The 12,909-nt window shown below is 50.5% G+C and carries 10 protein-coding genes; 9 read left to right on the top strand and 1 reads right to left on the bottom strand.

Going from position 1 to position 12,909, the window contains the following annotated elements:
- Window positions 1–327 precede the first annotated feature (327 nt).
- Window positions 328–1,899, bottom strand: a complete 1,572-nt coding sequence (locus tag IEX98_RS21275) for a YifB family Mg chelatase-like AAA ATPase (protein ID WP_188891219.1) — start codon at window positions 1,897–1,899, stop codon at window positions 328–330.
- Between the two features lie 352 nt (window positions 1,900–2,251).
- Between IEX98_RS21275 and sucC the strand changes: the two genes are divergently transcribed.
- The 9 genes from sucC (at window position 2,252) to flgB (ending at window position 12,909) form a co-directional block, all read left to right on the top strand.
- Window positions 2,252–3,412: an ADP-forming succinate--CoA ligase subunit beta gene (sucC, locus tag IEX98_RS21270; RefSeq protein ID WP_188891218.1), complete on the top strand. Its 1,161-nt coding sequence runs from the start codon at window positions 2,252–2,254 to the stop codon at window positions 3,410–3,412.
- A gap of 41 nt (window positions 3,413–3,453) precedes the next feature.
- Complete coding sequence (gene sucD, locus IEX98_RS21265; protein WP_188891217.1) at window positions 3,454–4,389, top strand: succinate--CoA ligase subunit alpha; 936 nt, start codon at window positions 3,454–3,456, stop codon at window positions 4,387–4,389.
- A 269-nt stretch (window positions 4,390–4,658) separates the two neighbouring features.
- On the top strand, window positions 4,659–5,792 hold the full coding sequence (gene dprA / locus IEX98_RS21260; RefSeq protein ID WP_188891216.1) for a DNA-processing protein DprA: 1,134 nt from the start codon (window positions 4,659–4,661) through the stop codon (window positions 5,790–5,792).
- A 27-nt stretch (window positions 5,793–5,819) separates the two neighbouring features.
- Window positions 5,820–7,916, top strand: a complete 2,097-nt coding sequence (gene topA / locus IEX98_RS21255; RefSeq protein ID WP_188891215.1) for a type I DNA topoisomerase — start codon at window positions 5,820–5,822, stop codon at window positions 7,914–7,916.
- Between the two features lie 190 nt (window positions 7,917–8,106).
- Complete coding sequence (trmFO, locus tag IEX98_RS21250; protein WP_188891214.1) at window positions 8,107–9,441, top strand: FADH(2)-oxidizing methylenetetrahydrofolate--tRNA-(uracil(54)-C(5))-methyltransferase TrmFO; 1,335 nt, start codon at window positions 8,107–8,109, stop codon at window positions 9,439–9,441.
- A 59-nt stretch (window positions 9,442–9,500) separates the two neighbouring features.
- Window positions 9,501–10,049, top strand: coding sequence for an ATP-dependent protease subunit HslV (hslV, locus tag IEX98_RS21245; protein WP_188891213.1), 549 nt, complete (start codon window positions 9,501–9,503; stop codon window positions 10,047–10,049).
- An 18-nt stretch (window positions 10,050–10,067) separates the two neighbouring features.
- The gene (gene hslU, locus IEX98_RS21240) at window positions 10,068–11,468 is read left to right on the top strand and encodes an ATP-dependent protease ATPase subunit HslU (protein WP_188891212.1); all 1,401 of its coding nucleotides are present in this window, start codon (window positions 10,068–10,070) and stop codon (window positions 11,466–11,468) included.
- Between the two features lie 30 nt (window positions 11,469–11,498).
- Entirely contained in the window at window positions 11,499–12,269 is a 771-nt protein-coding gene (codY, locus tag IEX98_RS21235; protein WP_188891211.1) for a GTP-sensing pleiotropic transcriptional regulator CodY, read from the top strand.
- 226 nt (window positions 12,270–12,495) lie between these two features.
- Window positions 12,496–12,909: a flagellar basal body rod protein FlgB gene (gene flgB / locus IEX98_RS21230; protein WP_188891210.1), complete on the top strand. Its 414-nt coding sequence runs from the start codon at window positions 12,496–12,498 to the stop codon at window positions 12,907–12,909.

Raw genomic sequence — 12,909 nt, 5'->3', positions numbered from 1 at the left:
ATGAATGTGTTCTAACCGCCGTTATGCAACGACACCGTGTGTTGCAGGGATAAGACCCTGCGAGGTTCTTAAGGCATTGGAAATGAAGCGTTGGGAGTGAGATAAGACCCCGTGAGGGTCTTATCCTTAACGAAATGTGCCAAAACGCCATAGAATGCTGGCCGATTCGCTGGAATAAGACCCTGCGAGGGTCTTAAGGCATTGAAAATGAAGCGTTGGGAGAGAGATAAGACCCCGGGAGGGTCTTATCCTTAACGAAACGTGCGAAAACGCCATAGAATGCTGGCCGATTCGCCGGGATAAGACCCTGCGAAGGTTTTATGGCGCTCAACCATTCAGCCGCCGATATTGGATCGCTTCGGCCACATGCTCTGCCTCGACAGCATCGCTTCCTTCCACATCGGCAATCGTGCGCGATAGCCGCAGGATGCGGTCATAAGCGCGCATGCTGATGCCTAGCGCTTCCAGCGCATTTTCGAGCATGGCGAGAGCCTCCGGCAGCAGCTTGATGGAGCGGCGGAGTGAAGCGCCGGATAAACGGGAATCAGCACGGAGTCCAAGTAAGGCAAGGCGGCTAGACTGCCGCTCTCTGGCGGCCAAGACAAGCTTGCGCATATGCGCGGAATTCATCTCAGCGCCTTCGTTGTAAGAAGCACCAGTCTCCCGCTGCTCCATCGGTCTAGGAACCTCAAGCTGGAGATCAATCCGGTCGAGCAACGGACCGGACAACTTAGCTCTATATCGGGAGATGACTGCGTCGCTGCAGGTGCATTGTTTCTCTGTCGTCTCATGTCCGTAATAGCCGCATGGACAAGGATTGTATGATACGGCAAGCATGAGCCGTGCAGGAAAATGAAATACAGCTTTCGACCTCGCAATCGTCACAATGCCATCCTCTAGCGGCTGGCGCATAACTTCCAGCACCTGTCGCGAAAATTCAGGCAGCTCGTCCAGATAGAGCACGCCGCGATGGGCCAGTGTCACTTCTCCGGGTTTTGGAACGGAGCCGCCGCCGATAAGTCCGCCGGCGGAAATCGTATGATGCGGCGAACGGAAGGGGACGGTTTGAATAAGGCCCTGTGCATCGGTCGACAGCTTGCCAGCCGCGCTGTAAATTTTCGTAACCTCAAGCGCCTCGGCTTCGGTCAAAGGAGGTAAAATACCGGGAAGACGCCGGATCATCATCGTTTTTCCAGTGCCCGGCGGGCCAGAGAAGAGCAGGTTATGCCTGCCCGCCGCCGCGATGACGAGCGCACGCTTCGCATGCTGCTGACCGATAACATCGCTATAGTCCCCTAAAGTATCCGACTGCGCATAAGGCGAAGGCGCGCTCCCCTCCAAGGAATCCCTAGAACCCGGCTGCGAAATATACCGGAGCGCATCCCAGCTCTTCCCGTCATCGCCGCCGCGAAGCTCGCCCAGCGAATTCAATGCATATAGCTCCATTCCGCCGATCCATGCGGCCTCCTTGGCATTGCCTTGAGGCAGCAGCACCTTGCGAATGCCGCTGCGCTTGGCTTGCTCAATCATGGACAATACGCCCGGCACAGGCCGTACAAGTCCATTTAGCGACAACTCGCCAATCAGCATCGCGTCCTCGAACGGCTTTCCGCTGATTTGGTCACTAGCTGTCAAGATGCCAGCTGCGATGGCCAGATCGAAGGCCGTCCCTTCCTTTCGCATATCCGCCGGAGCAAGATTGACCGTGATCCGGTCCATCGGGAAAGTAAATCCGCTGTTCTTGATAGCGGCACGAACCCGCTCCACCGACTCCCTTACGGCGGGGTCGGGCAGCCCCACCACATTGACCTGAGGCAGACCGCTCGCAATATCCACTTCAACCAGTATGCTTTTCCCCTCAACACCAAGTACGCTGCTGCTTCGCATTACACTGAACATAACAAAAAAACACCTCCAAATAGATGGATGAAGGTGCTTCCTCACGTCCGATTCGACTAAAACAGTGTATAAAATTAGGTGGTACAGCTGATATTTCCATCATAATGGATGAAAGAAATAACTGTCAATATTATGGAGATTCTTCAAAATAAAAGCATTGATAGAGCATGATTCGTACATAATAATAGGCATAGCACTGTCGAATCGGTGTCGTTTAATCTCATTCCGAGATGAAATCCATATCAAAAAACCAAAACCGGAAGGCTCGAAATCTAACAGGAAAGATGCTACAATAGTCAAGGATTGTGTACCTATGACTGAACTCAGTCGGTGAAATGGAGGATTTCAAACAATGAATATCCATGAGTATCAAGGCAAAGAGGTCCTGAAACAGTATGGTGTAGCTGTTCCGGAAGGTAAAGTAGCATTCACCGTTGACGAAGCGGTAGAAGCGGCAAAAGCGCTGGGCACACCAGTCGTTGTCGTGAAAGCGCAAATTCACGCAGGTGGACGCGGCAAAGCCGGCGGCGTTAAAGTAGCAAAAAGCTTGGATGAGGTTCGTACATACGCCAGCGAAATTCTTGGCAAAGTGCTCGTTACTCACCAAACAGGTCCAGAAGGTAAAGAAGTTAAGCGCTTGCTTATCGAGCAAGGCTGCGACATCAAGAAAGAATATTACATCGGCGTAGTTGTGGACCGTGAGACGGGACGCGTCGTCATGATGGGTTCGGAAGAAGGCGGCACAGAAATCGAAGAAGTGGCTGCACATTCCCCGGAGAAAATTTTTAAAGAAGTAATCGATCCAGCGATTGGCCTGCAAGTGTTCCAAGCTCGCAAGCTGGCTTATGCCATCAATATTCCTAATGAGCTGGTAAACAAAGCGGTTAAATTCATGATTGCTCTCTATACAGCATTCGTTGAGAAGGATTGCTCGATTGCCGAGATCAATCCGCTCGTCGTAACTGGCGACGGCAACGTTATGGCGCTTGACGCCAAATTGAACTTTGATTCCAACGCGCTGTACCGCCGCAAAGATATCGTGGCGCTTCGCGACCTGGAAGAAGAAGATGCAAAAGAAATCGAAGCTTCCAAGTATGATCTGAGCTACATCGCGCTTGAAGGCAACATCGGCTGTATGGTTAACGGCGCCGGTCTTGCAATGGCTACGATGGATATCATCAAATACTATGGCGGCGACCCTGCCAACTTCCTCGACGTTGGGGGCGGTGCAACGAAAGAGAAAGTAACGGAAGCTTTCAAAATCATCCTGTCCGATGAGAACGTAAAAGGTATTTTCGTTAACATTTTCGGCGGCATCATGCGTTGCGACGTCATTGCAGAAGGCGTAATTGCCGCTGCGAAAGAGCTTGGTCTGGATCGTCCGCTTGTCGTAAGACTTGAAGGCACGAACGTAGATCTGGGCAAAAAAATGTTGAACGAATCGGGACTGAACATTGTAGCGGCGGACTCTATGGCAGACGGCGCACAAAAAATTGTCGCTCTCGTGAAATAAATTACGCGTACGAGAATTCATTAACGGGGATGTGAAATTCGATGAGCATTTTGGTCAATAAAGATACAAAAGTCATCACGCAAGGGATCACAGGCGCTACTGGTCTGTTCCATACAAAAGGCGCATTGGAATACGGCACGCAGATGGTTGGCGGCGTAACTCCAGGCAAAGGCGGCACGAACGTCGACATCACGCTTGACAACGGATCAGTCGTATCGCTTCCAGTGTTTAATACGGTAGGACAAGCGGTTGCTGCTACTGGCGCTACTGCATCGGTTATCTATGTCCCTCCTGCTTTTGCAGCCGATTCCATCTTGGAAGCGGTAGACGCAGGTCTTGACCTTGTTATCTGTATTACAGAGGGCATTCCAGTTCTGGACATGGTTAAAGTAAAACGTTACATGGAAGGCAGCAAAACAACGCTGATCGGACCAAACTGCCCTGGCGTTATTACGCCGGACGAATGCAAAATCGGCATCATGCCGGGTTACATTCATGCAAAAGGCCACGTTGGCGTCGTTTCCCGCTCCGGGACGCTTACTTATGAAGCTGTTCATCAGTTGACGACTCGCGGTATCGGCCAATCGTCCGCAGTAGGCATCGGCGGCGACCCGGTTAAAGGCTCCGAGTTCATCGACATCTTGAGCAAATTCAATGACGACCCTGATACTTATGCGGTTATCATGATCGGCGAGATCGGCGGAACGGCAGAGGAAGAAGCTGCGGAGTGGGTTAAAGCGAACATGAAAAAACCGGTTGTCGGCTTCATCGGCGGTGCAACAGCGCCTCCAGGAAAACGTATGGGCCATGCTGGTGCGATTATCTCTGGCGGCAAAGGTACAGCTGCAGAGAAAATCGAAACGCTTGAGGCTTGCGGTATCCGCGTAGCGCCAACGCCTTCCGAAATGGGCTCCACGCTCGTTGCTGTACTGGAAGAGCAAGGCTTGCTTGAAAAATGCACAAACGTAGCGAAATAATGGAGCTTGGCTTTCATAAGCAAGATAGATAAGGTAAGCAACCTATCAATGCCCCTATAGGGGATTGACAGGTTGCTTTTTTTTGTCCCTGAGGCCCGAATTGCCTTCGCTTTCCGAGCGCTTTTCCTGCCCGTTTTCAAAGTTGTCCCGCTTGCAGCATGTAAAAATGCTTCTTGCCATTATGACAGGTCGACTTGCATTCTTAGGCGCTGTAACGCACAATAGGTAAGAATGCAGGCCGAACCTCCCTAAAAGAGAGGGTTGGTCCTATGACAATTGATCATGTAAAAGCGAAAGAAATGGTCGTTCGTCTTCACGAGCTGCCGGGAGTAGGCTGGCATGCTATACAGAAGGCGGTCGTACAGAGTCTTTGGACAGAAGCCGAAAGCATGACGGAAGCGGATTGGCTTGAAGCGGGCTTTCAACGGGCTCAGGCGCTGTCTGCTGCCGTTCGGATGCGCGAGCCGATGCTCCGGGAGGATTCGCCAGCCGAACGCGCTATACGGCTTGGAGCGTCCGTTATTACGCCTTACGATGACCGGTATCCTGATGTTATGCGGCAAATGCCGCAGCCGCCATGGGTGTTATATGCGTGGGGACGGCTGGAACTGTTGAATCGGCCATCTATTGCGGTAGTCGGCACACGCAATCCAACGGCTTACGGGCGTCATACAGCGGCACATTTAGCTGAACAGCTGTCGGCGCGAGGACTTACCGTCGTCAGCGGCTTAGCGCGCGGAATCGACGCCGTCGCCCATCAAGCGGCGCTAGGAAAAGCCGGTGGTACGATAGCCGTGCTTGCAAGCGCTGTAAATAGTTGTTATCCTTCTGAGAATAGAGAACTGTATCGACAGATCTCCGAGCAGGGCCTGCTGCTGTCCGAAACGCCCATCGGCGCAAAGCTGCACCCGGGCATGTTCCCGCTCCGCAATCGCATCATTGCCGGACTGTCGCTTGGAACGCTTGTTGTCGAAGCGGCGAGGGGAAGCGGCTCGCTCATTACGGCGGATCAAGCGGTCGAAATGTCCCGTGACGTATTTGCCGTACCGGGGCCAATATCATCCCCGAAGAGCGAAGGGGCCAATGAGCTGATTGGGAAGGGAGCAAAGCTTGTAAGCCGCGTTGAACATATAATAGAAGAATTTCCTTGGCTGTCGGAGCAATTGAATCGAATTGCCGGTGCGAACGGTTCGGAAAAAGGGCATTTCGCACAAGCGGAGCAGTCCAGCTTGTCGGCGGATGAACACAAATTGATCGATATTTTACGCGATCAGCCACTTTCAATGAACGACTTGCACCAGATAACGGCAATCCCGTTTGGACATTTGAGCGCACTTCTGATAAATTTATGTATAAAACGGAAAATCGAACAGCAGCCAGGATCACTTTATATAGTATTGTAACTAGCAGTGGAGAGAGGGGGCGCCTGAATGGCAGATTCACTCGTAATCGTAGAATCACCGGCCAAAGCCAAAACCATAGGCAAATATTTAGGCAGCAAGTATATCGTAAAAGCCTCTATGGGCCATATTCGCGACCTGCCAAAGAGTCAGATTGGCGTCGAAGTGGATAATGATTTTAATCCGAAATATATTACGATTCGCGGTAAAGGCTCTGTATTGAAAGAATTGAAGGATGCCAGCAAAAAAGTAAAGCAAGTCTTTCTGGCGGCTGACCCGGATCGCGAAGGAGAAGCGATCGCATGGCATCTGGCACATTATCTGGAGCTGGATGAGACCGACACCTGCCGCGTCGTATTTAATGAAATAACGAAACAAGCGGTCAAGGATGCGTTCAAGACACCGCGTAAAATCAATATGGATCTCGTCAATGCGCAGCAAGCAAGACGGATCCTTGACCGGCTTGTCGGTTATAAGATCAGTCCGCTATTGTGGAAAAAAGTGAAAAAAGGTTTGTCCGCAGGGCGCGTACAATCGGTTTGCGTGAAACTCGTCATCGACAGAGAGAATGAAATCGACGCTTTTATCCCGGAAGAATATTGGTCGATCACGGCTAAAATGACGCAGAAGGGCGTTCCTTTCGAAGCGAAATACATTTCGATCGGCGGCCAGAAACGCGACCTTGGCAACGAACAGGAAATGCAGGCGGTATTGGATGCCCTAGCGGGCAATCAATTCACGGTTGCAGAAGTGAAAGAGAAAGAGCGGCTCCGCAACCCGGCACCTCCGTTCATTACGAGCTCCTTGCAGCAGGAAGCTGCGCGCAAGCTGGGCTTCCGCGCATCCAAAACGATGTCCGTTGCTCAGCAGCTCTATGAAGGGGTTGAATTGGGCAAAGAGGGCACGGTTGGTTTGATTACTTATATGAGAACCGACTCCACGCGTATTTCTCCGATTGCCCAAGAAGAAGCGAAGGAATATATCACCGAGAAATATGGCGCTCCGTTTTGGCCGGAACTGCCTCGTGTATATACGAAGAAAAACAGCAACGCCCAGGACGCCCATGAAGCAATCCGTCCGACATCCATACTGCGCGATCCGGAAACGATGAAGCCTTTTCTTAGCCGCGATCAGTTCCGGTTGTACAAACTGGTATGGGAACGTTTTGTTTCCAGTCAGATGTCTTCTGCCGTGCTTGATACGATGACAGTGGATCTGTCTTCCGGCGAGGTTGTTTTCCGTGCAAATGGCTCCAAAGTAAAATTCGCAGGTTTTATGAAGGTGTATGTTGAAGGCAATGACGATGGTACAGAAGAAGAACATAAGTTTCTGCCTCCATTCGCAATCGGCGACGAGGTAACTTCTGATACGATTGATCCGAAACAGCATTTCACGCAGCCGCCTCCGCGTTATTCCGAAGCAAGGCTCGTGAAAACATTGGAAGAGCTCGGCATAGGACGGCCAAGTACGTATGCTCCAACGCTGGAAACGATTCAAAAGCGTGGATATGTCGCCATCGAGGAGAAAAAGTTCATGCCGACAGAGCTCGGCGAGCTCGTTATCCAGTTGATGGAGGAGTTTTTCCCGGAAATACTGGATGCAGAGTTTACTGCCCATATGGAAGATGATCTTGACCATGTGGAGGAAGGCAGCCAGGATTGGGTAAAAGTACTTGCTTCCTTCTATGAATCATTCGAGAAGCGGCTGGAAGTCGCTGAAGAGGAAATGAAGGAAATTGAAATTCAAGATGAAGTGTCCGATGAGGTATGCGAGAAGTGCGGGCGCCATATGGTATACAAAATGGGTCGTTTCGGTAAATTCCTGGCTTGCTCCGGATTTCCGGACTGCCGCAATACGAAGCCGATCGTGAAAGACATCGGCGTCACTTGCCCGAAATGCCATGAAGGCAAAATTATTGAACGCCGAAGTAAAAAAGGACGTATTTTCTACGGATGCGACACGTATCCGACCTGTGATTATGTATCCTGGGATAAACCGTCCGGCAAGCCTTGCCCGAAATGCGAAGCGATGCTGGTGGAGAAAAAGAGCCGCAACGGCGGAAGACTGCAGTGCCCATCTTGTGACTATTCCGAGGAATTGCCGGACGAGGATCAAGAGCAGGCATAGCAGGCCGCAGCCTGTTTGCCATCTGTGTCCTCCCCTGACAGGGGAGGACATTTCTACTGCGAAATAGTCACTGCAAATTTGGACTTAGCTATTATCATGCATCACCAACGAAACCGTTTCGCAGCAAGCTGCAATAGGCCTCATGGTCAGTTTGCAGAAGCTGTCTGAACATCTATTGGAGGTACTGAAATTGTCTCATACTCAAAAAGTCACTGTAATCGGAGCCGGACTTGCCGGAAGTGAAGCCGCTTGGCAAATCGCATCCCAGGGCGTACCGGTCGTCTTGTACGAAATGCGTCCGGAGACGAAGACACCTGCGCATCATACGAATCAATTTGCAGAGCTCGTCTGCAGCAACAGCCTTCGCGCGAATGGCCTGTCTAATGCAGTCGGTGTGTTGAAAGAAGAAATGCGGCAGCTGGATTCGCTTATTCTGGGCTGTGCTGACCGTCATGCGGTTCCAGCGGGCGGCGCACTCGCCGTCGACCGTGATGGTTTTTCGGGTGAAGTAACACGTTTATTGCACGAGCATCCGCTTGTAGAGGTGCGCAACGAAGAAGTGAAAGAAATTCCGACGGACGGCATTGTCGTCATCGCGACGGGTCCGTTAACTGCCCCTTCGTTGTCGGCACAAGTTAGAGACTTGCTTGGAGAAGAGTATTTCTACTTCTATGATGCGGCAGCTCCGATTATCGACAAAGATTCAATCGACATGAGCAAGGTCTATTTGGCATCCCGCTATGATAAAGGGGAGGCAGCTTATCTGAATTGCCCGATGACAGAAGAGGAATTCAACATCTTCCACGAGGCACTGACGACAGCAGAGAAGGCTGAGCTGAAGGATTTCGAGAAGGAAGTCTATTTCGAAGGCTGCATGCCGATTGAAGTCATGGCGAGCCGTGGGAAGCAGACGGTACTGTTCGGGCCGATGAAGCCAGTTGGTTTGGTTAATCCGCATACCGGCAAGCTTCCGCATGCTGTTATTCAGCTTCGGCAGGACAATGCTGCGGGTACGCTGTACAATATGGTCGGGTTTCAGACGCATCTCAAATGGGGCGAGCAAAAACGGGTATTTTCCCTCATTCCGGGTCTGGAAAACGCAGAATTCGTCCGCTTTGGCGTTATGCACCGCAACACATTCATCAACTCCCCACGCGTGATGCGTCCAACCTATCAATTGAAGGACCGTGAGAACCTGTTCTTCGCCGGACAAATGACCGGGGTAGAGGGTTATGTCGAATCGGCTGCTTCCGGCCTTATCGCCGGTTTTAACGCTGCGCGTCTGGCCCGCGGCCTGGAGCCGCTCACATTGCCTGTGGACACTACGCTGGGCAGTATGGCGAATTATATTACGACTGCCGACTTCAAGCATTTCCAGCCGATGAATGCCAATTTTGGCCTCTTCCCGCCGCTGGAGACGCGCATCCGCAACAAAAAGGATAAAAATGAAGCCATTGCGAATCGGGCGCTGGAAGGAATTTCAAAATTTAAAGAGGAACATTTTGATCATTTAGCCGTAAAGTAATGCGGTAGCTTTAGTCTCTAGCCTAATGAATGCAAGCCAAAATCATGGAGGTGCGGAAGATGGAGATGGAATTTCACGCAACGACGATATGCGCCGTGCGGCATGAAGGGAAAGGCGCTATAGCGGGTGACGGTCAGGTGACCTTCGGCAACAGCGTCGTGATGAAGAATAAAGCGAAGAAGGTACGCCGATTGTACCGCGGTCAAGTTATTGCCGGCTTTGCGGGCTCCGTCGCCGACGCAATTACGCTCTTCGAGAAGTTTGAAGCGAAGCTGGAGGAGCATCACGGCAACTTGCAGCGCGCTGCTGTGGAACTCGCAAAGGACTGGCGTTCGGATCGCATTCTTCGCAAGCTGGAGGCTTTAATGCTCGTAATGGATACGACAGGCTTGCTGCTTATTTCCGGCAATGGTGAAATTATCGAGCCGGACGACGGCATTCTCGCGATCGGTTCCGGCGGCAATTACGCCTTGTCCGCAGCAAGAGCGCTGCAGAAGCACGCTCCGCACATGAATGCGAAGGAAATTGCTAAAGCCTCACTTGAAGTGGCTGCCGATATTTGCGTATATACGAATCATAATATCATTGTCGAAGAAATCGGTTCATAAGAGCGGAGGAGATCAGAGATGGCGAATGATGCGATGACACCGCGGCAAATTGTTGCGGAGCTGGATAAATATATTGTCGGCCAAAAGCAAGCAAAGCGTTCTGTAGCGATTGCGCTGCGGAACCGGTATCGGAGAAGCATGCTGGAAGAAAATATTCGGGATGAAATTGTGCCGAAGAACATTCTAATGATCGGGCCTACCGGCGTCGGTAAGACAGAAATTGCCCGCCGGCTAGCGAAGCTCGTCAAAGCGCCATTCGTAAAGCTCGAAGCGACGAAATTCACAGAGGTGGGTTATGTCGGCCGCGATGTGGAGTCGATGGTGCGTGACCTGATTGAAACCGCTATTCGGATGGTTAAGGCTGAACGTACGGAGCAAGTGAAGGATAAGGCAGAGAAGCAGGCCAATGAACGTCTGGTACACCTGCTCGTCCCTTCGAAAGTAAAAGAAAAAAGCGGCAAAAATCCGTTTGAAATGCTGTTCGGCAATCAGAACCAGGAAAAAGAGCCTGTCGAGGAGCCGGAACAGGACCAAGCGATTGTTGCGAAGCGCTCGCAGATTAAAGAGGATCTGGCAACAGGTAAACTTGAGAACGAAGTAGTCGAGGTCGAGGTTGAGGATGCAGCGCCGAATATGCTCGATATGCTTGGCGGTCAAGGGCCGGAAGGCATGGGCATGAATATGCAGGAGCTGTTTGGCCAATTGCTTCCGAAGAAGACGAAGAAGCGGAAGCTGCCTGTTAAGGAAGCCCGTAAATTGCTCATTCAGGAAGAAGCGAATAAATTAATTAATATGGATGAAGTGATTGCGGAATCGGTAACACGCGCAGAGCAATCCGGTATCATTTTCATAGACGAGATCGACAAAATTGCAAGCCCGTCAAGAGGCTCAGGTCCCGATGTGTCCAGAGAAGGCGTGCAGCGCGACATTTTGCCGATTGTAGAAGGTTCTACCGTCATGACGAAATACGGCCCGGTAAAAACGGACTATATTTTATTCATTGCGGCAGGCGCTTTTCACGTTTCTAAGCCTTCGGACCTTATTCCGGAGCTTCAGGGGCGTTTTCCGATTCGCGTTGAGCTGACCTCGCTCAGTTTGGACGATTTCGTCAGCATTTTGAAAGAACCAAAAAACGCTTTAACGAAGCAATATGCGGCATTGCTGCAAACAGAAGGCATTACAATTGATTTCTCGGACGATGCGATTAAGGAGCTGGCTTCCATTGCAGCAGACGTCAATCGCAACACGGAAAATATCGGTGCGCGCAGGCTCCACACGATTCTTGAGAAGCTTTTGGAGGATTTATCGTTCGAAGCGCCGGACATAACGCTGGATCAGATGACGATCACACCGGAATATGTTCGGGAAAAAGTCGGAGGCATTGCGCAAAACCGCGATTTAAGTCAATATATATTGTAGTTGGTATGAGCTTTGGGAGGCAGTAATAAAATGACTTTACTTACAAAAACAAGAACGCTAAACCGGTTGCTCCAGCGAGCAGCCGGTAAGGCGGTTAATTTCCGGGAGATGGCGGAGGTGCTTAGCAGCACAATACAAACGAACGTATTCGTTGTGAGCCGCAGAGGCAAGGTGCTGGGCTGTGCGGCTGTAAACGCTTATGACCACGATTCTTTGCGATCCATGTCGGCAGATGAGCTTCGTTTCCCGCAGCCAAGCAACGTCCTTTTTTTGGACATGCAGGAATCGGTAACAAATGTTCAGCCGGATACCGGCGTCTATGAAGCATTTCCAACATTGGGGCAGCAGGAAATTATGACGGTCGTCCCGATTACAGGCGGTGGAGACAGGCTCGGTACGCTCGTATTAACCCGGCAGAACGGACATTTTGACGATGATGATCTAGTTCTTGCGGAGTATGGATCTACGATAGTCGGGATGGAAATATTGCGGGAACGCGCCGACGAAGTGGAACAGGAGGTTCGGAGCCGGGCTGTCGTATCGGTAGCGATCGGGTCTCTTTCTTTCAGTGAATTGGAAGCTGTTGAGCATATCTTCGAGGAATTGGAAGGAAAAGAGGGACTTTTGGTCGCCTCTAAAATTGCTGACCGTGTCGGAATTACTCGTTCTGTTATCGTAAATGCACTTCGCAAGCTGGAAAGTGCAGGCGTAATTGAGACGAGATCGCTTGGCATGAAAGGCACTTACATCAAAATTTTAAATCACCAGCTGTTGCAGGAACTAGAAAAAATAAAATCTTAACAAGAAAATTCATAATATCCCACCACTAAAGCCCTATCTTTCACCAAAGATAGGGCTTTTTTCTTATTGTAATAATTTAGGTAATTGTTGAATATTAACTTGTCGGCAAATCTCGACAGCTTCGTCTCATTTTTTTCATAATTATGTGTCGAAGAAAGAAGGAATGGTAGACATTCTGTTGAATACGTCTTAGTGACATCTTCAAATCGAAAGTGGTGAATATAACGTGAATTTGTTGAACGGAGCATCATTTCAACGGTTGGAAGGAGCGGTTAATGCGGCGGAAATGCGTCAAACGGTTTTGGCAAACAACATTGCCAACGCAGAAACGCCAGGCTACAAGCGGTCCGAAGTCTTGTTCGAGCAATTGCTGGAGGAGCAGATGGGTCAACAGTCACCCGGCAAGCTTGCAGGCAAGCGCACCAACGCTAGGCATATCCCAATCGGGGTAGGCACATCGATGCCAACAGCGCAATTGTCGACAGACCAACTGACGAAAATGAACAATAACGAAAATAATGTCGATATCGACAGAGAAATGTCGTTGCTTGCAAAAAACCAACTAAGTTACAACTTCTATATTCAGCAAATCAGTCATGATGCGAAAATGATGCGCATTGGAATCGAAGGGAGGCTTTAA

Origin of the sequence: Paenibacillus radicis (ex Gao et al. 2016) (assembly GCF_014641555.1) — a bacterium.
In the GTDB taxonomy this organism is placed as follows: Bacteria; Bacillota; Bacilli; order Paenibacillales; family Paenibacillaceae; genus Pristimantibacillus; species Pristimantibacillus radicis.
Note: the sequence above shows the minus strand (reverse complement) of the source record. Positions and strands in the feature narration are given on the sequence as shown.

Coding starts and splice junctions, on each gene's coding strand:
- IEX98_RS21275 (WP_188891219.1), bottom strand. CDS start 1,899: ATGTTCAGTGTAATGCGAAGCAGCAGCGTACTTGGTGTTGAGGGGAAA.
- sucC (WP_188891218.1), top strand. CDS start 2,252: ATGAATATCCATGAGTATCAAGGCAAAGAGGTCCTGAAACAGTATGGT.
- sucD (WP_188891217.1), top strand. CDS start 3,454: ATGAGCATTTTGGTCAATAAAGATACAAAAGTCATCACGCAAGGGATC.
- dprA (WP_188891216.1), top strand. CDS start 4,659: ATGACAATTGATCATGTAAAAGCGAAAGAAATGGTCGTTCGTCTTCAC.
- topA (WP_188891215.1), top strand. CDS start 5,820: ATGGCAGATTCACTCGTAATCGTAGAATCACCGGCCAAAGCCAAAACC.
- hslV (WP_188891213.1), top strand. CDS start 9,501: ATGGAGATGGAATTTCACGCAACGACGATATGCGCCGTGCGGCATGAA.
- hslU (WP_188891212.1), top strand. CDS start 10,068: ATGGCGAATGATGCGATGACACCGCGGCAAATTGTTGCGGAGCTGGAT.
- codY (WP_188891211.1), top strand. CDS start 11,499: ATGACTTTACTTACAAAAACAAGAACGCTAAACCGGTTGCTCCAGCGA.